Origin of the sequence: Nonomuraea sp. B19D2, from assembly GCF_040137845.1 — a bacterium.
Taxonomy (GTDB): Bacteria; Actinomycetota; Actinomycetes; order Streptosporangiales; family Streptosporangiaceae; genus Nonomuraea.
Genome location: NZ_JBEFAK010000009.1, coordinates 43,709 through 66,317, shown reverse-complemented (window position 1 = coordinate 66,317; position 22,609 = coordinate 43,709). Strand labels below are relative to the sequence as shown.

General features: G+C 72.7%; 19 protein-coding genes and 1 pseudogene. 4 read left to right on the top strand and 16 right to left on the bottom strand.

Features of this window, described 5'->3' with window-relative positions:
• Positions 1-64 precede the first annotated feature (64 nt).
• The gene (locus tag ABN273_RS18680; protein WP_349450177.1) at positions 65-688 is read left to right on the top strand and encodes an FMN-dependent NADH-azoreductase; all 624 of its coding nucleotides are present in this window, start codon (positions 65-67) and stop codon (positions 686-688) included.
• A 132-nt stretch (positions 689-820) separates the two neighbouring features.
• Here the strand turns inward: ABN273_RS18680 and ABN273_RS18675 are convergent, their stop codons facing one another.
• Entirely contained in the window at positions 821-2,008 is a 1,188-nt protein-coding gene (locus tag ABN273_RS18675; RefSeq protein ID WP_349450176.1) for a hypothetical protein, read from the bottom strand.
• Positions 2,009-2,433: 425 nt separating this feature from the next.
• On the bottom strand, positions 2,434-3,684 hold the full coding sequence (locus tag ABN273_RS18670; RefSeq protein ID WP_349450175.1) for an acyltransferase family protein: 1,251 nt from the start codon (positions 3,682-3,684) through the stop codon (positions 2,434-2,436).
• Between the two features lie 151 nt (positions 3,685-3,835).
• On the opposite strand from ABN273_RS18670, the gene ABN273_RS18665 reads away from it, so the two are divergent.
• Positions 3,836-4,741 (top strand): D-isomer specific 2-hydroxyacid dehydrogenase family protein, encoded by a 906-nt coding sequence (locus ABN273_RS18665; protein ID WP_349450174.1) that lies wholly within the window; start codon positions 3,836-3,838, stop codon positions 4,739-4,741.
• Positions 4,742-4,753: 12 nt separating this feature from the next.
• Here the strand turns inward: ABN273_RS18665 and ABN273_RS18660 are convergent, their stop codons facing one another.
• The 5 genes from ABN273_RS18660 to ABN273_RS18640 form a co-directional block, all read right to left on the bottom strand.
• Positions 4,754-6,649, bottom strand: coding sequence for a protein kinase domain-containing protein (locus tag ABN273_RS18660; RefSeq protein WP_349450173.1), 1,896 nt, complete (start codon positions 6,647-6,649; stop codon positions 4,754-4,756).
• A 141-nt stretch (positions 6,650-6,790) separates the two neighbouring features.
• A complete protein-coding gene (locus tag ABN273_RS18655; protein WP_349450172.1) occupies positions 6,791-7,933 on the bottom strand; it encodes a cytochrome P450 in 1,143 nt (380 codons plus the stop codon).
• Positions 7,934-8,144: 211 nt separating this feature from the next.
• The gene (locus tag ABN273_RS18650; RefSeq protein ID WP_349450171.1) at positions 8,145-8,930 is read right to left on the bottom strand and encodes an IclR family transcriptional regulator; all 786 of its coding nucleotides are present in this window, start codon (positions 8,928-8,930) and stop codon (positions 8,145-8,147) included.
• 83 nt (positions 8,931-9,013) lie between these two features.
• The gene (locus ABN273_RS18645; RefSeq protein ID WP_349450170.1) at positions 9,014-9,751 is read right to left on the bottom strand and encodes an XdhC family protein; all 738 of its coding nucleotides are present in this window, start codon (positions 9,749-9,751) and stop codon (positions 9,014-9,016) included.
• 67 nt (positions 9,752-9,818) lie between these two features.
• On the bottom strand, positions 9,819-9,983 hold the full coding sequence (locus ABN273_RS18640; RefSeq protein WP_502911061.1) for a hypothetical protein: 165 nt from the start codon (positions 9,981-9,983) through the stop codon (positions 9,819-9,821).
• A 23-nt stretch (positions 9,984-10,006) separates the two neighbouring features.
• Between ABN273_RS18640 and ABN273_RS18635 the strand changes: the two genes are divergently transcribed.
• The gene (locus tag ABN273_RS18635; protein ID WP_349450169.1) at positions 10,007-10,465 is read left to right on the top strand and encodes a LysR substrate-binding domain-containing protein; all 459 of its coding nucleotides are present in this window, start codon (positions 10,007-10,009) and stop codon (positions 10,463-10,465) included.
• 3 nt (positions 10,466-10,468) lie between these two features.
• Here the strand turns inward: ABN273_RS18635 and ABN273_RS18630 are convergent, their stop codons facing one another.
• The 6 genes from ABN273_RS18630 to zwf all read right to left on the bottom strand — a co-directional run bounded on the left by ABN273_RS18630 (position 10,469) and on the right by zwf (position 19,004).
• A complete protein-coding gene (locus ABN273_RS18630) occupies positions 10,469-11,176 on the bottom strand; it encodes a leucine-rich repeat domain-containing protein (RefSeq protein WP_349450168.1) in 708 nt (235 codons plus the stop codon).
• A gap of 23 nt (positions 11,177-11,199) precedes the next feature.
• Positions 11,200-13,692 carry an NACHT domain-containing protein gene (locus ABN273_RS18625; RefSeq protein ID WP_349450167.1) on the bottom strand — a complete coding sequence of 831 codons (2,493 nt, stop codon included), beginning with the start codon at positions 13,690-13,692 and terminating at the stop codon, positions 11,200-11,202.
• A 91-nt stretch (positions 13,693-13,783) separates the two neighbouring features.
• On the bottom strand, positions 13,784-14,395 hold the full coding sequence (eda, locus tag ABN273_RS18620; protein ID WP_349450166.1) for a bifunctional 4-hydroxy-2-oxoglutarate aldolase/2-dehydro-3-deoxy-phosphogluconate aldolase: 612 nt from the start codon (positions 14,393-14,395) through the stop codon (positions 13,784-13,786).
• A 142-nt stretch (positions 14,396-14,537) separates the two neighbouring features.
• The gene (glk, locus tag ABN273_RS18615) at positions 14,538-15,503 is read right to left on the bottom strand and encodes a glucokinase (RefSeq protein ID WP_349450165.1); all 966 of its coding nucleotides are present in this window, start codon (positions 15,501-15,503) and stop codon (positions 14,538-14,540) included.
• Positions 15,504-15,663: 160 nt separating this feature from the next.
• On the bottom strand, positions 15,664-17,607 hold the full coding sequence (edd, locus tag ABN273_RS18610; protein ID WP_349450164.1) for a phosphogluconate dehydratase: 1,944 nt from the start codon (positions 17,605-17,607) through the stop codon (positions 15,664-15,666).
• On the bottom strand, positions 17,604-19,004 hold the full coding sequence (zwf, locus tag ABN273_RS18605; RefSeq protein WP_502911075.1) for a glucose-6-phosphate dehydrogenase: 1,401 nt from the start codon (positions 19,002-19,004) through the stop codon (positions 17,604-17,606). The genes edd and zwf overlap by 4 nt, the downstream gene beginning before the upstream one ends.
• A gap of 216 nt (positions 19,005-19,220) precedes the next feature.
• Between zwf and ABN273_RS18600 the strand changes: the two genes are divergently transcribed.
• Positions 19,221-20,426, top strand: coding sequence for an ROK family transcriptional regulator (locus ABN273_RS18600; RefSeq protein ID WP_349450162.1), 1,206 nt, complete (start codon positions 19,221-19,223; stop codon positions 20,424-20,426).
• Between the two features lie 55 nt (positions 20,427-20,481).
• Here ABN273_RS18600 and ABN273_RS18595 read toward each other — a convergent pair.
• The 3 genes and pseudogenes from ABN273_RS18595 to ABN273_RS18585 form a co-directional block, all read right to left on the bottom strand.
• Positions 20,482-21,126: pseudogene (locus tag ABN273_RS18595) on the bottom strand (ATP-binding cassette domain-containing protein); the annotation flags it as partial.
• Between the two features lie 73 nt (positions 21,127-21,199).
• Positions 21,200-21,811 (bottom strand): hypothetical protein, encoded by a 612-nt coding sequence (locus ABN273_RS18590; RefSeq protein ID WP_349450161.1) that lies wholly within the window; start codon positions 21,809-21,811, stop codon positions 21,200-21,202.
• A 69-nt stretch (positions 21,812-21,880) separates the two neighbouring features.
• Entirely contained in the window at positions 21,881-22,582 is a 702-nt protein-coding gene (locus ABN273_RS18585) for a DUF2470 domain-containing protein (protein WP_349450160.1), read from the bottom strand.
• Positions 22,583-22,609: the final 27 nt, after the last annotated feature.

Here is a 22,609-nt window from a genome sequence, read left to right as displayed (position 1 = left end):
ACGGACCATGGTCCGTATTGTCAGGACCAGTAAACGGACCGAAGTCCGGAAGGGGCTTGAATCCATGAGCAGACTGCTGCACATTTCCGCCTCCCCTCGGGGTGGCGAGTCGATCTCGCTGGGGATCGCGCAGACCTTCGTCGAGGAGTATCTGGGCGCTCATCCCGGCGCGACGGTCGACCACTTCGACCTGTGGGACGGGACGCTGCCCGAGTTCGGGCCCGCCGCCGCGGCGGCGAAGATGACCGTGTTCGGGGGCGGCACTCCCGAGGGCGAGCAGGCCGAGGCGTGGGCGGCGGCCGTGCGCACGTTCGAGCGCTTCGACTCCTACGACCGCTACCTCTTCAGCGTGCCGATGTGGAACGCGGGCGTGCCGTACAAGCTGAAGCAGTTCGTCGACGTCGTCAGCCAGCCTGCGATGATCTTCGACGTGCACCCGGAGACCGGCTACCGCCCCTTGCTGGCCGGCAAGCGCGCCGCCGTCGTCTACACCAGCGCGGTCTGGGGGCAGGGGCTGGGGCCGGAGTTCGGGAGCGACTTCCAGTCGACGTTCTTCAACGGCTGGCTACGCTGGACCGGCATCGCCGACATCCAGGAGATCCGCCACCACCCGACGCTCACGGGCTCCTATGAGGACGAGCGCAAGCAGGCCGACGAACGCGCGCGCCAGATCGCCAGGACCTTCTAGCGGATTGACCTTGCCAGGGCTGACGACTTCGGCCACGCGCACGACGTCGGACGCGAAGAGCGCGACGGGGCCTTTGCGCATCGCCTCGGCTGTCGATCAACTCGATGCCTGCCGCGACAGTCGTCTGCGACCTCAGGAAGTGCAGGTCCAGCGGGGCCCGTCGGGGGTGTCCTCCACCGTGATGCCGCCCGACAGCATCGCCGCGCGCAGCGCGTCCGCCACGTCGTACCGCCCCTCCTCGCGCAGCCGTGACCGGAGCGCCAGCAGGGGCTCCACCAGGGAGTGCAGGCCGAGGGAGCGGAGGCCGGCGGCGGAGGCGAGCTCGCCGAGGCGGGCGATCAGCAGCCGCATCAGCTCCCTGGCCTGCTCGACCCCGCCGGAGTCCTCCTCGGTGTCGGCGGCCCATTTGACGATCTCGGCCTCGAGGTCGAGGACGGTCTGGGCCGCCGCCACCATGTCGGGCCTGCCCACGGCGGCCTTGAACAGCTCCTCGCACGTGTGGATGGCCTCCTCCAGCGTGACCTGCGCCGGGGCGGGCTCCGCCGGAGGCGGTGGGACCGCGGCCGTGCCCGTGCGGCCCTCGGCCAAGCGGCGGAGCTCGGCGAGGTCGGTGTGGGCGCCGGTGGGCAGGACCGTCTGGGAGCCGGGGCGGCGGACGGTGAGGCCGCCCCGGCCTGCCACCCGCACGGACTCGCTCTCCAGGTCGATCACCAGCGCCGTGTGCTCGTCGAGGCCGAGGACGGCGGTGCCGGGCGGCAGCTCGCGTTCCATCCGCGACAGCCGGCGTTCGCCGAGGTAGCAGTAGCGGGTGTCGTGGGTGCCGCCCTCGGCGTTGTCGAAGTGGGGGATCAGCACGACCTGCAGGCCCAGCGGCTCCAGCAAGTCGATGCCCGCGCGCCAGTGGGGATCCGCGCCCACCTTGTAGATCTCGTAGACCGGCACGGTGGCCAGGCCCGCCGTGCAGGCGGCCGCCGAGGCCAGCACCGTCACGCCCGTGCGCGCGCGGATCCGGGCACGCAGGTCACCGGCGACACCCGAGCCGGTCCACCGGTCGAGCGCGTAGGTGGGGCTGCCCGGGCCGGAGAAGACCCAGTCGGCGCCCGTGATCCCGGTCGCCACCTCGACGTCCAGGCCGACGCTGTGCGCGAAATAGCGGCGGGCGCGGGCGGAGATGTCGGCGGCGTTCTCCTGGAAGGCGTAGGGGGTGTCGAGCAGCACGGCCCGCGCTCCCGCGCGCAGCGTGCGCGCCGTCGCGCGGTGGACCTCGACCATGGTCGGGCTCGTCTCGCCCGAGCCCATCAGCACCAGCAAACCGGGCATCGTTGTCGGCCTCTCTCTCGCACGCCATCGACTACAGCCGGGCCCGCCGTCGTGTTCAAGAGCGGGGACATAATGCGTGTGGGACGTACTTGCACATGGCTGGCAGTAAGTTGTGGATGGTGACGGGAAGACACGTGGTCTCGGTTGAGACGCTCATGCTACGGGTGGGCACCGACAATCGCTGGTCCTACCGGCATGCCATCACCCAGCCCGCGCGCGGGGAAAGCCCCGACGCGGCCGCGCGCCGGCTCGGCGGGGTCGAGTCGGGAGATCCCGGCACCGTCGTGCACTCCACGAGCTGGCGGCACGAGCCGGACGGCGGGATCGTACTGACCTATGCGGTCTGCCCGGATCCGGCGCCGTGGTTGCCCGCGGTCGAGGTGCCCGTGCTGGAGATCGCCAGGGGCGAGGCGCCCGCGACGCCGTCACCCGGCCGTGTCGCCCTGGCCAACGTGGTCGCCCACGCGGTCAGGCACCTCGCGTTCCTGATGGCCGAGGACCCCGTCGTGGCGAGCGCCCTGTCCGGGCGTCCGGAGATCGCCCGCGCGCTGGAGCCGGCGGGCGCTCCGGCGTGACAGGCGGCGGCCCAGCGTCTGCATGGGCCTCTCGACGTACCTGAAGGACAGTGCGCTGACCGCCAGCACCACGGCCACGGCGAGCGCCGCCATCATGAGCTGGTACGGCAGCTCCGCCCGCCGCAGGTCACCGGTGATCTCCACGAAGTACTTCAGCAGCGGATGATGCACCAGGTAGAGCGAGTAGCTGATCAGGCCGAGCCAGGTGAGCACCCTGGGCAGCCGCCGCTCGCGCAGCGCCATCCCCGCCGCGAAGGTGGCGCCGGCGAGCGCGATCGTCGTCAGCCACACGTCCGCCTGCACCCACCACCACCCGCCCTCGACGGCCCACAAGGGCGCGACCGCCACCAGGGCCGCCGTGACCGCAACCGGCCACAGCCGCCCGCCGCCCCGCTCCCACCGGTGAATGGCCGTGCCCGCGAACATCACCGCCAGCACCGCCGCCCCGAGCCACGGCACCCGGCTGCTCAGCAGCAGCAACACCAGCGCCATCAGGCCGAGTACGCAGGCCGAGGCCGTCCGGAGGCGTCCCCACACGACACACGCCAGCCCGGCCACGAACACCACGGCGGAGACGTAGGCCGGCCACCCGCCCACCAGCACCGCCCCTGACACCACGAGGCCGACGGTCACGGCGGCCGCCGCGAACAGCATCGACAGCAGCCCGCTGCGGCCGTGCCCCCCGACCAGGAACAGCGCCGTGACCAGGAGATAGAACACCATCTCGTACGACAGCGTCCACATCGTGTCGGCCACGCCGCCCACGCTCACGACGTCGAGCAGCATCGTCGCGTGCGCCGCCACCGCGCTGCCGTCCCTCGGCACCTCCTCGCGCAGCGGCACCCACCAGGCCAGGGCCAGCACGACGACGACCACGCTGAGGTAGAGCGGGTAGAGGCGGAAGAACCGGCTGATCCAGAACAGGCGCACGTCGCCGTGGCGCTCCAGCGAGCTGGGGATGATATAGCCGCTGACCAGGAAGAACACCAGGATGCCGTAGACACCGAGGCTGAACCAGTACGGCCTGAGCTGGGGGAGGAACCATGGCAGGAGATGCTCGGCCACCACGGCCGTCGCGCCGATCCCCCGCAGCGCGTCCAACCACGCCAGTCTGGAAGAACTGGGCAATGCGGCGTTAGCGGACACTCGGGACAACATACCCACGCACCCTGAAGAGATGCTGGCACCCGGAAACGCCGTGCGTATACGCCCTGGATACGCTGGTGGCCCCGTGGCGAGAAGGAGGCCAAGCATGACCGTCGCCGTCCACGTCGGACCTGAGCCGGTGCCCGTGCTCATCGACGCCGTACGCCGGGCAGGAGGCGAGGTCGTGCCGCTGGAGGAGGCCGAGGCGATCGTCTACTACGGCAGCGGCGGCCCCGAGGAGCTGCGGTCGATGCTCCACGACGGCATCCGCTGGGTGCAGCTGCCGAGCGCCGGCATCGAGCGGTTCGCCGAGGCCGGGGTCATCTCCGAATACCCGGTCTTCACCGCCGCCACCGGCTCCTACGGCCCGCCGGTGGCCGAGCACGCGCTGGCCCTGATGCTGGCGGCCGCGCGCGGCCTGCACCGCGCCGCCAGGGCCACGAGCTGGGAGGGCGACGGGTCCAGGGAGTTCGCGGGCTCGACGGTCGCGATCGTCGGTTTCGGCGGCATCGGGCGGTCGCTCATCCGGATGGTGGAGCCGTTCGGCTGCCGGGTCCTTGCGGTCACCGACAGGGGTGAGGCGCCCGGCGCCGACCTCGTGCTCCCGCGCGCGCGCTACCGCGAGGTGCTGCCCCAGGCCGATTACGTGGTCGTCGCGGCGCCCGCCACGCCGGAGACGAGAGGGATGTTCGGCAAGCGCGAGTTCGACCTGATGCGCAAGGACGCCTGGCTGGTGAACGTCGCCAGAGGCAGCCTCGTCGTCACCGACGATCTGGTGGAGGCGCTGCGCGCGGGCCGCATCGGCGGCGCGGCCCTCGACGTGACGGACCCCGAGCCACTGCCCGACGGCCACCCGCTGTGGGGCCTGGACAACGCGCTCATCACGCCGCACTGCGCGAACCCGCGCACCTCCTACTGGCGTGGCCTGGCCGAGCGCGTCACCGCCAACGTGCGGCGCTTCCGCGACGGCGCCCCGCTGGAGGGCGTGGTCTCACCGTCCCAGGGCTTCTGAGTCCCGGCTGGGTCAGCCCAGGTTGAGCCGGGCTCCGTTGCTCAGCCCCGAGTCGTGCACCTCGAGCCCGGCCGGGTCGAGGCCCTTCGGCAGCTCGAACACCAGCGCGCCGGTGAACGACTGACCGGCCTCGATCCGGATCGGCGTGATCTCCTTGCCGTCCTTGTCGAGCAGCTTGGTGCCGCCGTGCAGCCCGTCGTTCTCGTCGATCAGCTTCTGCTGGCCCGGGTAGAGCACCCTGGCCTCCCGCCCGATGTTGCTGACCTGAACCCCGACCTGGCACGTGCGCTTGGCCGCCGACCTCGCCGGCTTGGGGCATTTCGTGCTCGTCACGGCGAAGCGCAGCTTGCCGTCCTGCACCGGCCCGTCCTCACCGACCGCGGCGGAGCGGAACACCGATGCCAGCAGGACGATCAGCGCCACCAGCAGCACGACCGCGATGATCAGGGCGGTCACGCAGCCCGTCAGCACGCCCCGCTTGAGCTTGCGCGGCGGGTTGCCCGTCAGAGGCCCCTGGCCGGTGGCCGAGTGGTGAGGCCGCGGCCCGGGCCCGGTCAGATCCGGATGCGGCACTCGCGGTGCCTGGGGCCCCCGGCCGGTGCCCGGCACGGGGCCGGTCCGCTCCGGATGGAGAACCGGGGGCACGGGCCCGGTCCGCTCGGCGGGCGGCGGCTGCTGCGGCGCGCGGCCCATTCCGGGCGTGGGACCGGTGCGTTCTGCGGGCGGCGGTTGCTGCGGCCCGCGACTCGTTCCGGGCGTGGGACCCGTGCGCTCGGCTGGCGGAACCGGGCCCGCTCCAGGTGTGGGGCCGGTGCGCTCCGCGGGCGGCGGAGGCTGCGGGCTGCGCGCGGGCGCCTCAGGGTGCGGGCCGCGGCCCTGATGGGACGGACCTTGGGACGGGCTGCGGGACGGGCGCGGGCGGCCGGCGCTCGGCACCGCGCCCGTGCGGTCGGGCGGCATGCGGTGCGGCGGCTGCGGCATCAGCGGGAAGTCCGACGGGTTCCACGCGTTGGTCAGGTGCTTGGAGGCGGCCAGCTGCGCCGCGGGCTCGTCGGCCGCTCCCACCAGCTCCAGCAGCAGCTGCCTGGCCGCGGGCCGGCGCGCCGGGTCGGGGTGGATGGCCGCGGCCACCAGCCGGTCCAGCGGCGCGGGCAGCCCCCGAAGGTCGGGCGGCGCCGTACGGGCCCGGGCCGCCATCACGTACGCGTCCCCTTCGCCGAACGGATGCCCGCCCAGCCCCGCGTAGGCGATGAGCGACCCCCAGGCGAACACGTCGCCCGCCGGGCTCGTGCGCCCCTCGAAGACCTGCTCAGGAGCGATCCATCCGGGCGTGCCCATCACCATGCCCGCGTTCGTGTGCCGGGAGTCCACGTGCGTGGAGCGCGCCAGCCCGAAGTCGATCACCCGGGGCCCGGCCAGCGTCAGCATCACGTTGGCCGGCTTGAGATCGCGGTGCACCAGCCCGGCCGCGTGGATCGCGGTCAGCGCGGCCGCCACGCCGACGGCCGCCGAGTGCAGCACGGACGGCGAGAGGGCGCCGTGCTCGATCAGGTGGTCCTCGAGCGAGATGCCGTCGATGTACTCGGTGACGAGGTAGAGGACGCCGCGGTCCTCGCCGTGGTCGAGCACGCGCGCCGTGCAGAACGAGGCCACCTTGCGCGCGTTGGACACCTCTTCGTGGAACCGCGCCCGGTAGACCGGGTCGGCCGTGAAGTCGCGCCGGATCGCCTTGAGCGCCACCCGCGACCCGTCGGCCGCCTTGGCGAGATAGACCACACCCATGCCACCGGAGCCGAGACGGCTGATCAGCTCATAGGGGCCGATCGCCGGCGGATCTTCCGGCTTCAGCGGAGTGCCTGCGGAGCGCCCCAACGTCGCCGTCCTCTCGCCGTCGTCATCCCGTCTCAACCCGAACCGTTCCTCCGCCCGGCACGCCTTTTGTACCCAAGACTCTAACGGAGGACGGGGCCGCCCGTTGGCCACTGGTTCTGAGCAGGCATGCGCCCTGGCGAGGGAAGGCGGCGGCGGCGTCCAGCGACCGAGCCCGGCTCACGGAGTGAGGCGACGCGTGCGCAGCGGGCGCATCGTCACGCGCAGGCGGGAGACGTTGAGCGCGTACGGGAGCGGCCGGTGGGGTGACAGCAGCCGGCCGACCGGCTTGGGCCGGGCCGCGCGGACGATGCCGGCGAGGAAGGCCGTGCCGACCGCGAGCGTCAGGTGCACGCCGTCGCAGCCCGGCCGCGCCCACCACTCGTTCGCCGCGGTGCCGTCCAGCCAGATCTCGGGCGCGAACGTGTTCGCGTACGGCAGACGCGGGCTGCGCTGGTGCGCCGCGATCGGCACGAGGACGGTGGTGCCCGCGGGCAGGGTGGTGCCGTACCAGTCGGTCGGCGTCGTCGTGACCCGGGAGACCGTCGGCACCGGCGGCCACAGGCGCAGCCCCTCGCGCAGGCAGGCCCGCAGGTAGTCGGGGTCGGTGCGGGCCGACTTGCGCTGGGCGGGGTGGGCGGCGAGCAGCGCCAGCGTCTGCATCAGCCCGGTGGAGATCACCCCGAACCCCATCAGCCAGAACGCCGCCTGCATGAGCCCGCGCGACTCGGCCTCGCCGGCGTTCTCCGCGATCAGGCCGGCCAGGCTGCCCTGCTCGGCGCGGCGCAGGTGGTCGAGGATGCGGGCGTCGTACCGGCCTGAGAGGATCTCCTGGCGCCGCCTGGCACGCCACCTGCCGGCCGAGGTGAGGCCCGCCAGCAGCCTGGTGAGCTCCTCGTCGTCGGCCGCGCCGTCGCCGTAGACGCAGCGCCTGGCCACGCGCTGCCACCGGGCGTCGAGCCGGGCGTGGTCCACCACGCCGGAGGTCAGCTGCCTGGCCTCCTCCCTGGCGATCTCGACGAACGCCGGGCGCAGCACGTCCGTCGGCAGGCCGAAGAGGCGCTGTTCGACGCCCTGCGCGTACTCGCCCCCCTCTGACAGCACGCGCAGGGCGTCGCGCTTGGACATGATCAGCAGCGCCGGGCCGCGCAGGCCGCGCACCAGGACCGGGCGGCCGCCGTACCTCGCCTCGAGCCCGGCCAGGAGCGCGCGGGGGCGCAGCAGGTCGCGCCCGGGCAGCGCGTGCGGCGCGCCGGGCGGGACGACGGTGGCAGCCAGGCGCAGGCTCTCCAGCAGGGTGGCCCTGGGGAGGCCCCTAGGCACGCGCGACCTCCCACGTTCCGACCGGCGCCCGCGTGTCCGGGGCCTTGCGGGTCCGGACCTTCCGGACCGCGGGCGCCTCCTGGGTGGCCGGAGCGGGAGGGAAGTTCATATGCCGATGTGAACGCCGGGGTCGCCGCGCCGCAATGAGCGGTCTCGGCCAACGGAACACTTCCGGTCGCGCGCGGGCGAGGTGTTCCGGTGATCGGAACGCCTACGCGCTCAGGAGCGCGGCCGAGATGGCCTGGGCGGCGCCGCGCACGGAGATGCCGAGCCTGGCCAGCGGCGCCGCGCCCGCCGGGGCGGCCACACCCAGCGACATGCAGACCTGGCCGCCGGGGCCGAACACCGGCGCGGCCACGCACGACACGCCCTCGGTGAACTCCTCCTGCGAGTAGGCCACGCCGTGCCTGCGGACCTGGGCCAGCTCGCGCTCGAGCCCGGTGAGCGTGGTGATCGTGCGGCGCGTCATCCGCTCGAACGAGCCGCGCGCGAGCAGTTCCCGGCGCAGCACCGGGTCGAAGGCCAGCAGCGCCTTGCCTGTCGCGGTGCAGTGGAGCGGCGCGCGGTCCATGCCGTCGGAGCGGGAGTCGACCCGGTTGTGGCCGTAGAGGCGCTCGACGTAGCGGGCCTCAAGGCCGGAGGGCACGGCCAGGTTCACCGTCTGCCTGGTGGTCTCGTACAGGTAGAGCAGGTAGGGCAGCACCACCTGGCGGGTGCCCGGCACCCGCAGGCGGGTGATGCCGGCCATCGTCTCCAGCAGCTCGCCGGGCAGGTAGCCGTTGCCCACCCGCCTGGCCAGCTCGCGCGAGCACAACACGCCCAGCAGGCGGTGCGCGGTCGACTTGGGCAGGCCCGTGGCGCGGCACAGCTGCGACAGGCTGACCGGGTGGGCGGCGGTGCTGAGCGCGAGCAGGATGTCGATGCCTCGCTCGAGGCTGCCGGGCTGAGCCACGGGGCGGTCGTCCGTCATTACTTGGCTGGCCGTTTCCGTCGGCATTCATGTCCCTTTCGCTCTCCGAGTAGCGGAAGGGGCTTCCCGGGGGCTGCGGTTTTCCTGTGCTGTACCCGGCAGCCGCCCGTTCAACGCAGTCTGATGATCTCCGCGTAGACGGAAACCGCCACCTCACCGGGCGTTCTGGCCCCTATGTCCAGACCCGCCGGAACGCGCACCCGCTCGCCTCCCTCCACGCGCGCCAGCACCGCCGCGCCCCGCTCACGGCTGGCGATCAGCCCGATGTACGGGACGCCCTTGGCCAGCGCGTCACGCAGCACCGGCTCCTCACCGACGCCGTGCGAGGCCACCAGGACTGCCGCGGCGTCGGGGGCAATCTGTACGGCGCCGGCGGCGCGCTCCGGACCCGCCTCGACCTGGTAGCCGAGCGCCCTGCCGACCGAGGCGAAGGCCCTGGCGATGGGGCTGTCGCCGTGCACGTGGACGAGCACGGGAGGCAGCACGGCCTCCAGGAAGATCTCCAGGGTGCCGCCGGACAGGCACGGCTGGCCCACCGCTATCAGGCCCTCCTCCTCGTGCGGCGCGCCCGCCTCTGGCGTGATCCGCAGCAGGGCCGCCCGTCCCGTGCGCAACAGCCGCAGGCTCTGGGCCCGCACGGTGTCGGTGGCGCAGACCCCGCCGACGAACCCCTCGATCGTCCCGTCGGGCAGCACCACCGCGCGGTCGCCCGCCTTCGCGCTGGTCGGGCGTTGCACCCGCACGACCGTGGCCAGCACGTACGGCTCCCGCCCCGAGCGCAGCCGCTCCACCCTCGTCTCCAGGTCGGGCGCCGGCCGCCGCCGGGGCATGCCGATGAACTCGTTCATGCGTCCTCCTTCGCCGGACGCATGAACGAGACTCGGCTGTGTCTGATCATTCGCTCGCTGCGCTCACTCATGGGATGGCCAGGTCGGTGCGGAACGGGCCGCCGTTGATGACCCGCCAGACGCTGGCCGGAGTGAGCGGCATGTCGGCGTGGCGCACCCCGTACGGCTCGAGGGCGTCCACCACGGCGTTGACCACCGCCGCGGGGGAGCCGACGGTGGCCGACTCGCCCACGCCCTTGGCCCCGATCGGGCCTGGTGAGCCGCCCGGTCCTGCGCTGCCGCCTCCTCGTGGTCGGCTCGCCCCGCGGCCGCCGCGACCACTGGCTGGTCGGCCCCTCCGCCACGGATCCCCTGAGCGACACGAGCCGGTTGCTGCGGCTGTTACGGGTCCAGGAGTCGCAGGTGCGGGTCTTCGCCAATCAGACGGCCGCGTGGAAGGCCGCCGCCGAGGGCTCGGGCGTCGCGCCCGCCACGGCCCACCTGGTGGCCTCCCAGCTACGCAGGGGCGAACTGGTGGCCATCGAGACCGCCGCCACCCCGCTGGCCGCGTACTGGTACGCCACGACCCTGGAACCGGCGAACCGGTCGGTGGCGGCGGGCACGTTCCTGGACTTCCTCACGACCCCGGCCGCCACCCAGGTCATGCGCACCCCGGACGACGGCATCCCGCGCAGCCGCTTCCGCCCGCCGATCCATTTGTCGATCTGGAGCTGAGATCTACCGCACTCGTTTGAGCCGCCGGCCGAACAGGTGACCGTTGCGCACATCCTGTCCGATCAGGACGCGCACCTCCAGGTGCGGACTCCCGGCCAGCGGGGCGAGATCGAGGCCCGGGGCGGCGTAGGTCAGCCAGAGGGTGCGCAGCCGGCTCAGCTGGGCCAAGGGCGAGAGATCTCGCAGTTCGCGGCAGTCGCTGAGGTCGAGATACGTCAACCGGCTCAGACGGGACAGAGGGCGAAGGTCGTGAACCCGCGATCCTTCGAGGCCCAGACAGGTCAACGCGGGACATCCCGTGAGAGGGGACAGATCCTCGAGCTCTTCGGCATGCGTCAGGAAAAGCTGATCGAGGCTGAGCAGGGAGAGCGCCTCAAGATCTGCCAGGCGGTCGTATCCCGTCAGCTCCAATGCCGTGAGCTGGGGCGCGCGCTCGGCGATCTCGCGCACGGATGTGAATGCCGGGACATCAGCGAGGAGCAGCTCACGCAAGCCGTCGAGCGGTGGCAGAGCGTCCCAGCTCGTCAGATGCGGAGTCTCTCTGAGGCTCAGAGTCTGCAACTTGGGGAGGTCCCCCAGCGGGGAGAAGTCGGTGACGGGTCCGAGGACTCCCACATAGGTCAGGTCGTGAAGATCGGAAAGGAAACCGAGCTCGCGCGCACTGAACGCACTGATCGACTTCAGCGCGCTGAGCTTGCGCAGGACGCGCATGCTCGCGCCGGTGAGATCACAGTTCAGAACCAGGTGACTGAGTGATTCGCGATGGGCCAGCAGCGGGCTGAGATCTGGTGCCGCACCGTCAGAACGGCGACGGACCGCAGCGGAGGCAACTCGCCCACGGCATTGAGCTGTCCGACGGTGTGGAGCTGCAGCATCTCCTTCGTCCGAAGGGAGGAGAGAACGCGTTCGGCGAAAGCCTCGGGCTCGAAGTAACGCCAGCCCTCGAGCAGCTCCCCCTCGACGTCCGGCCGGCCGTCGGACGCGTAGCAGGCCAGCACGTCGAGGGCACCAGGGCCGTTGATCAGCCAGGCCGTCCTGACACAGGCGCGGGCGGCCGCCGGAGACAGCCCGCTGAGGTCGCGCGGTAACCGGTCGAGGACGACCTGCCCCGCCGGCGCCAGCGACCGTGCCGAAGCCACATCGCGCGGCGGGATGAGGTCGTTCAGACACCCGTCCACTGCCTCCCGCAGCCGCTCGGGCACCGAAGGCAGGGTCTCCAGGCAGGAGCACACCAGGACCTTGAGCCGCCGCGCGTACCGTGCCTCGCCGGCCATCCGCGACAGCAGCCCGTTGAGCAGTTCCTCCCTGAGCGGCCCGTTCGCGTGCCCGGCCGCCATGACCACGACCTCGCGCCACTGATCGCGATGCGCGTTCAGCACCAGTGGCTCGATGTCGCCCACCTCGGCCGCCGCCCGAGCCGTCAGGTATTCCTGTACGGTGCGGTGCACGAAGTCGATCCGGCCCTCCACCGGTTCGCGGATCACGCCGCTGCGTTCCAGCAGGTATTCGAGCACCTGCGCGCCGGTGGCCTGGACCCGGGGCATGCCCGAGACGACCCGTTCCACCCACGCCAGCGCCGCCGGCTTGGCGAGCTCCACCCGGTTCGTCACCGAGAGCTGCCAGGCCAGCTCCTGCAGCACCTGGATCTTCTGCGAGCGGTCCAGATGGACCTCGCCGTAGCTGGGGATGACCCGTTCGGCGTCCCGCCGCTCCAGCAGCATCTCCAGCGCCGCGCCGTACAGGCCCATGCGGTCGGGCGGGAGTTGCGAGGCACGGTCGAGGTTGAGAGCGCACAGCATTGACGCGAGCAGCGGCGTGGCGGCGAGCGCGCGCAGATGCGGCGCGCCGTCGAGATGCGACAGGAGCCGGGCCTGCACGACGGGCAGGTGCTCGGCCGGGCAGGGCAGATCCCTGCTGTTCCTGATCGCCTCGTGCCAGTGCTCGACCAGCGTGCGGGTGTCCGACGGGGTCATCCGCTCCAGGAACGCGGGCGCGAACCCCTCCTCGTCCAGCCACGACGACCGGGCGGCCGACGGGCGGCTGGTGACGACGACCCGGATCGCGGGGAACTCGGCCAGCAGCCCGCGCAGCCACGGCTTGATCGCCTTCCGCTGGCCCCCGGTCAGCTCGTCGACGCCGTCGATCAGCAGCAGCGCACGCCCGGACGCCAGCTGCCGATGCACCCATCCGGCCGGCATGAGCCCGGCCAGCGCCCCGGCGGTCAGGTCGAGGAACTGCTCCGGCCTGGGCAGGTCGCGGTCGGCGTAGCTGCGCAGCTTCACCAGGAACGGCACGCCGCCGTTCCACTCGGCCAGCTCGCCCTCGAACCCGCCCCGGGCCGCCGTGATCGCCAGCCAGCGCAGCAGCGTGCTCTTGCCGCCGCCGGCCTCGCCCCGCACCAGCATCCGGTGTCCCCGCCCGAGCGCGCTCTCCACCCGCATGGTCGCGGGCTCGTCCGGTGCGTCGTGCCACGAGCCGTGGGCGTCCCTGCCCCGGGCGGCGGTGACCGACAGGCTGATGTACGCCACGCTCAGCGAGGTGCGCGGCCGGAAGCGCTCGACCCGTACGCCCAGGAGCTCGAGGTTGTCGAGGGCCTGCGAGACGTGCTCCAGATAGCGGCGGCGGAACCCGGCGTCCCTGTCCGTGCCGTCCGGGGCCTCCAGCGTGCGCACCGGCAGCCGCTCCAGCATGGCGGACATCTGCTCGCCCAGGCCGGACAGACGCCCGAGCATCTCGGCGGCGGCGCGCGGCTGGAACTCGGGCAGGTGGCGGACGATCCGCACCAGGCAGTCGCAGCACTCGTCGAGCACGACCTCGTAGAGCCGGGACTGCGCCTCGCCGAGGTCCTTGGGAGTGGGCAGGGTTTCGCGTACGGCACGCGCGAGGCGTACCGGGTCGGCGTCGGCGGTGAGCAGCGCGCGGTCGGAGAGGTCCGCGCGGGCCAGCGTGTCCCGGACCTCCGCGAGCACGACCGGCCGATCCTCGTCGCCGAGCCCGGGGAACTCGTGCGCGCATACCTTCAGCACCCGCGCCGTCACGGCGTCCGCGATGTCCTCGAGCTGTCGCTCGGCCTTACGGCGTACCAAGTGATCGGGGAACCGGACGCGCATCAGGTCGACGAGCGGCTTGCGGCTGCTCTCGTCGGTCGATCGGGCGGTCAGCCAGGTGCGCACGGCACGCTCGCCGACCGCCGTGCCCACTTTCAGAGCTGCCGTCTCCAGAGCCACCGGCCCATTATCCCCGCGCCTGATCCACTTCGCCGCCGGTCCTTTCGGGAAACGGCGAGGAGCGTAGCGGGCCGTGGTCCGGAGGGGCGGGCTAGCGGAGGGCCGCGGCCTCCGAGGCCAGTTTCTCCACGCGGCCCCAGTCACCGGCCGCCAGCGCGTCGGCCGGGGTCAGCCAGGTGCCGCCGACGCACCCCACGTTCGGCAGCGCGAGATAGTCGGGCGCGGTGTTCACCCGGATGCCGCCCGTCGGGCAGAACCGCACGTCCGGCAGCGGGCCGCCCAGCGCCTTGAGATACGGAACGCCCCCTGCGGCCTCGGCGGGGAAGAACTTCAGCTCCTTGATCCCCCGCTCGACCAGCGCCATCACCTCGGACACGGTCGCCGCCCCCGGCAGGTACGGGACGCCGCTCGAATCCATCGCCTCGACCAGCGCCAGGGTCGTCCCGGGCGACACCAGGAACTTGGCCCCCGCGGACACAGAAGCGGAAATATCCTCCGAAGTCCGGATGGTCCCCGCGCCCACCGTCGCCTCGGGCACCTCGGCGGCGATCCTGGCGATGGCCTCACGCGCGGCCGGAGTCCGCAGGGTCACCTCGATGACCGGCAAGCCCCCGGCGACCAGCGCCCTCGCCATCGGCACGGCGCTCTCGACGTCCTCGATCACCACGACGGGAATCACTGGGGCGAGATCGAGCAAGCTCATGAGTTTTCTCCTCGTCGGCCCGTTCCGGGCGTCTAGTCACGTACAAGTCCCCACACCAGCCCGTGGCCGCAACAATGGCCCTGCCCAAAGGCGGACGGCCCAACCGGTCACGCTCCGGCGAAGGCCGCCCCCGCGCCGAGGGTCACCCCACCAGCTCCGTGCGGGCGCGCTGGGACAACCAGGCCGCGGCGCCCGTCAGCGCCGGCTGAGGGGCGACGATCAGCGCGGTCCCGATGGCCGCCAGGTAGTCGGCCATGTCCGGGTTGGCGGCGAACCGGGTGCGGAAGCTGCTCGTGCGCACCCGTTCCACGATACGGGGGAGCACTCCGCCGCCCAGATACACCCCGCCCCTCGCCCCGAGGGTCAGGGCCACGTTCCCGGCGAAGCTGCCCAGCATGCCGCAGAACACCTCGACCGTCTCCGCGCACAGCGAGTCGTCCAGCCGGGCCACGATGTCCGAGGCGGTCAGTTCCGCTGCGGCGACGCCGTTCACCTGGGCGAGCGCCCGGTGCAGCCGGACCAGCCCCGGCCCGGACAGCACGTGCTCGGCCACCACATGCGGCAGCCCCTGGGACTGCAGCGCCTGGACGATCTCCAGCTCCCGCCGGCCCACCACCGGCACCGTGACGTGCCCGCCCTCGCCGGGGATCGGCGTCCAGCCGTGGTCCGCCGGCACCAGGCCGCCCACGCCGAGCCCGGTGCCCGGCCCCAGCACGGCCTTGACCCCGTGGCCCGGCTCGGGGCCGCCCAGGGAGACCAGGTCGTCGCCCTCCAGGTGCGGCAGCGACACGGCCAGCGCCTCGAAGTCGTTGAGCAGCACCGCGTACGGCACGCCGAGGTCCCGTACGGAGCCGGCCCACGTGGAGTTCGTGAGCCGGTAGTGGTCGCCGTCGATCGGCCCGGCCACGGCCAGGCACGCCGCCCCCGGTCGCGCGCCGCCCGCGTGTTCCGCGAGATAGGCGGCCACGGCTTCGGGGAGGGTCCCGTAGTCGGCCCCGGCCAGGACCGCGACGTTCGACGGCCGCGCTCCCAGCGAGGTCACCAGGCCGAACCGGGCGTTGGTCCCGCCGATGTCGGCGACCAGCCACGGAAGGTCAAAGGCACTCACCGCTCACCTCCGGCATCCAGGGCGGCGTCAAGATCGATCACCGTACCTCGAAGGATGCCACGAGCGCTCACGCGGCCCCGGCGGACGGGGTGGTGAGCAACCGTCCGCCGTCCCACGGCGCCGGCTGTGGCCGCGGTCCGGCGTACCTGGCGAGCAGCGGTCACCGCGCCAGTCCGGCGTGCTGGGCGGCCACCGGGGCGCCGGACTCCAGGTGGGAGGCGCCGGCCTCGGCGGGAAAGCCCAGCCCCGGGCCGTGGTGGGGCGACTCGGCGCCGCTCAGGCCGAAGATCCCGGCGCCCTGCTCGGCGTGCCCCGCCATCCGGCGGAAGGCCGCGAACAGCTCGCGTCCCGTGCCCACCCACTGCGCGTCGCTCAGCGGACGGCCCTCGGGCGTGCGCCGGGCCAGCTCCTCGGCGGGCACCAGCAGCTCCAGCGTCCCGGCGGCCGAGTCGAGCCTGATCACGTCGCCGTCGCGCACGAGCGCGATCGGCCCGCCGTCGGCGGCCTCGGGCGACAGGTGGATGGCCGCGGGCACCTTGCCGGACGCGCCGGACATCCGCCCGTCGGTGACGATCGCCACCCGCTGCCCCCGGTCGAGCAGCACGGCCAGCGGCGGCGTGAGCTTGTGCAGCTCGGGCATGCCGTTCGCGCTCGGCCCCTGGTAGCGGATGACCGCCACGAAGTCCTGCCCGTCCAGCTCGCCCGCCTCGAACGCCGTCAGCAGGTCGAGCTGGTCGTCGAACACCCTGGCCGGCGCCTCGATCACCAGGTGTTCCGGCTTGACCGCGGACACCTTGGACACGGCCCGGCCCAGGTTGCCGGAGAGCATGTGGATCCCGCCGTCCGGCGAGAACGGCGCCGCGACCGGGCGCAGCACGTCCAGGTCCGAGCTGCCGCCGGTGACCGGCGACCACACCGGCTCGCCGTCCACCAGCTCGGGAGCCTCGCGGTAACGGTCGAGCCCGCGCCCGGCCACGGTCATGACGTCCGCGTGCAGCAGGCCCTCGTCGAGGAGGTCACCGATGAGCACCTGCATGCCGCCGGCGTCGCGGAAGTGGTTCACGTCCGCCTGGCCGTTCGGGTAGATCTTGGTGAGCGACGGCACGACCCGCGACAGGCGGGCGAAGTCGTCCCAGGTCAGTACGATCCCCGCGGCGGCGGCCATGGCCACCAGGTGGATCGTGTGGTTCGTGGACCCGCCGGTGGCCAGCAGGGCGACGCAGGCGTTCACGATGGCCTTCTCGTCGACCAGCTCGCCGATCGGCGTGTACTCGGAGCCGTGCGCGGTGATCTCCACCGCCCGCCGCCCGGCCGCCTGCGTGAGCGCGTGGCGCAGCTCGGTGTGCGGGTTGACGAACGTCGAGCCGGGCAGGTGCAGGCCCATGACCTCCATCAGCGCCTGGTTGGAGTTCGCGGTGCCGTAGAAGGTGCAGGTGCCGGGGGAGTGGTACGACTTCGCCTCGGCGTCGAGCAGTTCGTCGCGCCCCACCTTGCCCTCGGCGAAGAGCTGGCGGGTGCGTGCCTTGACCTTGTTCGGCAGCCCGGAGGCCATCGGCCCGGCCGGCACGAAGATCGCGGGCAGGTGCCCGAAGTGCAGCGCCCCGACGAACAGCCCGGGCACGATCTTGTCGCACACGCCCAGCAGCAGCGTCGCGTCGAACATGTCGTGCGACAGCGCGATCGCGGTCGCCATGGCGATCACGTCGCGGCTGTAGAGGGACAGCTCCATGCCGGCCCGCCCCTGGGTGATGCCGTCGCACATCGCGGGCACGCCGCCCGCCACCTGGGCCACGCCGCCCGCCTTGCGCACCGCCGCCTTCAGCTCCGGCGGGTACGTCTCATACGGCTGGTGCGCCGAAAGCATGTCGTTGTAGCTCGTCACGATCGCCACGCCCGGCTTGGCCGTGCCTCGCAATGCGGGCTTGTCCTCGGCGGACGCGCTCGCGAAGCCGTGCGCCAGGTTCGCGCATCCGAGGTGGGCGCGGGCCGGGCCCTTGGCCTTGGCGGCCGCGCCGTCGCGGCGGATGCGCTCCAGGTAGGCGGCCCGGCTGGCGGCGCTCCGCTCGGCGATCCGGTCGGTGACGTCCTGAATAAGCGGATTCACATTTCCTCCTCGTGCCAGGCGCGACCGCTGCGGCCGAGCAGTTCGTGGGCTCCGGCGGGGCCGGTGGTTCCGGCGGGGTACGGCTCCGGCAGGTCGTCGGACGCCTCCCAGGCCGACAGGATCGGGTCGATCCAGCGCCAGGCCGCCTCCACCTCGTCGCGCCGCATGAACAGCGTCGGGTTCCCGGCCAGCACGTCCGTCAGCAGCCGCTCGTACGCCTCGGGCACCCGCGCGGTGAACGTCTTGCCGAAGCTCAGCGAAAGCGGCACCGGCTTCAGCGTGACCTCGCCCGCGCCCGGCTCCTTGGCCATGATGTGCAGCTCGATGCCCTCTTCCGGCTGGAGCCGCAGCACCAGGCGGTTCGGGCTGCCGCCGGGGAAGATGGAGTGCGGCACGTCCTTGAACTGCACCACGATCTCCGACCTCCGGTACGGCATCCGCTTCCCGGTCCGCAGGTAGAACGGCACGCCGGCCCACCGCCAGTTCTTGATCTCGGCGCGGATCGCGGTGAACGTCTCCACCCGCCGCGACGCGTCGGTCGGCGGCGTGGACGCGGGCTCGTCGAGGTAGCCCGGCATCTCGTCCGCCTCGGTGTACTGGCCGCGCACGGTGAAGCGGTCCACCTCCGTGCCCGTGATCGGCCGCAGGGCCTGCAGGACCTTGACCTTCTCGTCGCGGATGGCCTCGCGGTCGCTGCGGGCCGGCGGCTCCATCGCGGTCAGGGTGAGGAGCTGGAGCAGGTGGTTCTGCACCATGTCACGCAGCGCGCCCGCATGGTCGTAGTAGCCGCGCCTGCCGGGCGTGCCCACGGTCTCGGCGGCGGTGATCTGGACGTGGTCGATCCACAGGGAGTTCCAGATCGGCTCGAGGAAGGCGTTGGCGAAGCGCAGGACCAGCAGGTTCTGGACGGTCTCCTTGCCCAGGTAGTGGTCGATGCGGAAGATCTGGCGCTCGTCGAAGATCGCGCCGACCTCGTCGTTGATCCGCTGCGCGCTCGGCAGGTCGTGGCCGAGCGGCTTCTCCAGCACCACGCGCGAGCGCGGCGTCACCAGCCCGGCCTCGTCCAGCTCGCGGCAGAAGGGGCCGAACGTCCTGGGCGGGCTGGCCAGGTAGAAGACCCGGTCGCGCTGCTCGTACCCGGCCAGCAGCCTGGTCAGCGCGCCCCACCCGGATCTGTCCGCACCGCCGACGTCGACCGACACGTGGTGCAGGCGGCCGAGGAAGCGCTGCCACAGGGCGAGGTCGTCCACCGGGACCCGGTCGCGTACCTCGGCGTCCACCTTGCCGCGGAAGTCGGCGTCGGTCAGCCCGCCCCTGGACATGGCGATGACGCGGGTCTCCGGGGAGAGCCGGCCGTCCCTGTCGCTGTGGTACAGCGCCGGGATCAGCTTGCGCATGGACAGGTCGCCTGTCCCGCCGAAGACGACGAGGTCGGCGGTGTGGGCGGGGTTGGCGGTCGATAGGGGGGACACGGTACGGGCTCCGATGATCTACCAAGCATGGACAGAACGGACACTAGCCAGAGTTTAGGTTGCACACAAGCGGAGTTTTGGCATTCGAGATAAAAAAGTCTGGAGTTTTCATGACCTAACCCCGTGTGATTCACTTAGCCGATGCCTCGACGTACCGCCGCGACCCTCGCCACCAGTGGTGAGGTGCTCCGCCTCATCCGCACCGGTGAGGCCGTGACGCGTGCCGACATCGGCCGGGTGACCGGCCTGTCGCGCCCCGCGGTGCAGCTGCGCGTCGGTGAGCTGCTGGAGCGCGACCTGGTCGTGGAGCGCGACGACGCCCCATCCACGGGAGGGCGGCCGCCGGTCCGGCTGGAGTTCAACGCCGCGGGCGGCGTGGTGCTGGTGGCGGCGCTCGGCGCCACCCGTACCAGGGTCGCCGTCTGTGACCTGGCCGGCGAGGAGCTGGCCGGGCGCGAGTTCACGACGGACGTGGAGGAAGGCCCCGACATCGTGCTGCCGCTGCTCATGGACACCTGGGATGAGCTGCTGGGCGACCGGCCGCGCTCGATGATCAGGGGTGTCGGGATGGGCGTGCCGGCCACGGTCGAGTTCGCGCACGGCCGTACGGAGAGCGCCCGGGTGATGGCGTCCTGGACCGGCGTGGTGATCCCGCCGATCATCCGCGCGCGCTTCCCCGTCCCCGTGCTCGTGGACAACGACGTGAACGTGCTGGCCATCGGCGAGCACCGCGGCGCGTACCCCGACCTGGACGACCTGATGTTCGTCAAGATCTCGACCCGGATCGGCGCCGGGGTCATCGCCGGCGGCGGCATCCTGCGCGGCGCGCTCGGGGCGGCGGGCGAGATCGGGCACATCCCGGTGCTGGACGGCGGCGACGTGTTGTGCCGCTGCGGCAACACCGGCTGCGTCGACTCCGTGGCCAGCGGCACCGCGCTCCTGCGCGACCTGCGGGCGCGCGGCAAGGACGTCAGGACCATCGCGGACGTGACCGCGCTGGTACGGGCGGGCGACGCCGAGACCATGGCCACGGTGCGCGAGGCCGGCCGCCGGATCGGCGAGGTGCTCGCCGGGGCCGTGAACATCCTCAACCCGTCGGTGGTGGTGCTGGGCGGCGACGTGGCCGAGGCGTTCGGCCCGCTGGTGTCGAGTATCCGCGAGGTCGTCTACCGCCGCTCCACGGCCCTGGCCACCCGGCGGCTGCGCATCGAGCCGAGCCGGCTGGGCGCGGGGGCGGGCATCAGCGGGTGCGCGGTGATGGTGCTCGACCACGTGCTCTCGCCGGAGGCCGTGGACGAGACCATGACCGTCTCGGCCCTCCGCCGCGACCGCGTCGCCTCCTCCTGATCGCCGCCGCCCCCGCGTGATCGCGGCCCGATCCGGCGCGGCGCCCGGCGGGCGGTCAGAGGTCCCAGCGGGGAGCGTCGCTCTCGCGGACGAGGCCGTCGGCGCCGAAGACCAGATAGCGGTCGAGGTCGGCGGCGAACCAGCGGTCGTGCGTGACCGCCAGCACCGTCCCCTCGTACCCGGCGAGCCCGTGCTGGAGCGCCTCCGCGCTGGCCAGGTCCAGGTTGTCCGTCGGCTCGTCGAGCAGCAGCAGCGTCGCACCCGACAGCTCCAGCAGCAGGATCTGGAGCCGGGCCTGCTGCCCGCCCGAGAGTGTCTCGAACGGCTGTGCGCCCGCCGGCGCCAGCTCGTAACGGGCCAGCGCCGCCATCGCCTCGTTGCGGGTCATCGCGTGCTCCCGCATCACCACGTCGGCGGCGGTGCGCCCGACCAGGTCCGGTCGCACGTGGGTCTGCGCGAAATGCCCCGGTGACACCCGGGCACCCAGGCGGGCCACGCCCGTGTGCGCGATCGGCTCGCCGGCCAGCAGCCGCAGGAAGTGGGACTTGCCGGTGCCGTTCATGCCCAGCACGCCGACCCGCTCGCCGTACCAGATCTCGGTGGAGAACGGCCGCAGCAGCCCGCTCAGCTCGAGGTCCGCGCACATCACCGCCCGCTTCCCGGTGCGTCCGCCGCGCAGCCGCATCCGGACGTTCTGCTGGAGGGTATGGAGAGCTCCCGCCGACGCCGGAACGGCGGCACATGATGTCGGCGCAGCCGTAAAGGCCGGGCTCTTACGGCTTTCTGGGTGCTCTGGGCTTGCGCGTCTTGACGGGCGGTGTGTGCTCGGGCGCGGTGGTGGCGGTGAGAGGCGGCAGGAGGGACAGGCGCGTGTCCGTCACCGCCGGCGTGGAGGGCCGCACAGGCGCGGGCGTGCGGGAGACGGACGGCTCCTCCGGGCTCACGAAGCTGGGCCGCGTAGCAGCGCCAGGGTGCACGGACGGCGTGGTGGCCGGAGGGGCGGTGCGGCGGGCCGGCCGGCCGAGCCGCGAAGAAGGCGGGAGGGCGGAGGCCGGACGGGTGGAGCGCGGGAGCGAGGAGGACGGGAGCGAGGAGGACGGAGAGAACGCGGCGGGCGGGGGCGAAGAGGAGCGGCGCAGCGCGCCGGCGCGGGACTCGACGGCGACGGGGATGGAGCCGGTGGGGCCGCCGGACGCGGTGCCGGGCCAGTCGACCGCGTTCAGCTGCCTGGTGCCGGACTCCCCGCTCACCAGGATCCCCGCCGTGGCGAGCATGACCGTGCCGAGCAGGACGCCCGCGACCATCAGCGCCCGCTCCCGCCGCCCGCCCTCGTTGGCGAAATCGGCGGGTTCAACGGGTTCTGATGATCGCTCGGTTTCGCTCACCCCTCAAATGCTAGAGAGGCCGCGACGGCGCCAGGGGCCATCCGGACAAATCACAGAAAATTGTGATCATCAACAGGTGCAGAGCAGTCCCCGCAGCGCCGTCTCCAGGCACAGGCCGGAGCGCGCGGGAGTGGGCCACGGGAAGCGCACCAGCGACTCGTCCACCCGCACGGTCGCCCCGTACCGGTCCAGCTCCCACAACCACACCTCGCCGGCCTGCTCCCCGAGCTGCCTGGACACGCCGGCGGTCAGCTGCGCCCGGTGTGCGGCGTTGACGTGCGCGAGCACCCGCTCGGCCGTCTCGGTCAGCGGGTCGGGCGTCGCGCCCAGGTAGTCGTCGGCGTCCAGCAGGCCCGACTCCTGCCCGGTCAGGTAGACGACCTGGCCCACGTCCAGCCGCAGCAGCCGCGGCGCGCCGCGTTCGCCGAACCGCTCGAGCGCGTCGAACAGGCTCTCGTCGGCGCTGTGAGCGGCCACCGCGACCGCCGCCGCGCGTGCCTCACTCTCCGGTACGGCCTCCGCCCACCCCTGCACCTCGATCAGTCCGCGCGGATGCGTGACGGAGCCCAGCTCGCGCATCGCGGTCAGGTTCACCGCCACGACGGCGTCCTCGCGCAGGCCGTGCAGCGGCTCCCCGGGCAGCACCAGCAGCACGGGCCGGCCACGCTCGTCCACGCCGCCGCGGGCGGGCGAGGGGGCGCCGTCGACGGACAGCTTGGCGACGCTCGCGGTCGCGGCGAGGGTGCGGACCCGCTCGGGGATCCTCAGCATGGACCCTCCATTCCAATGGTAGGTTAG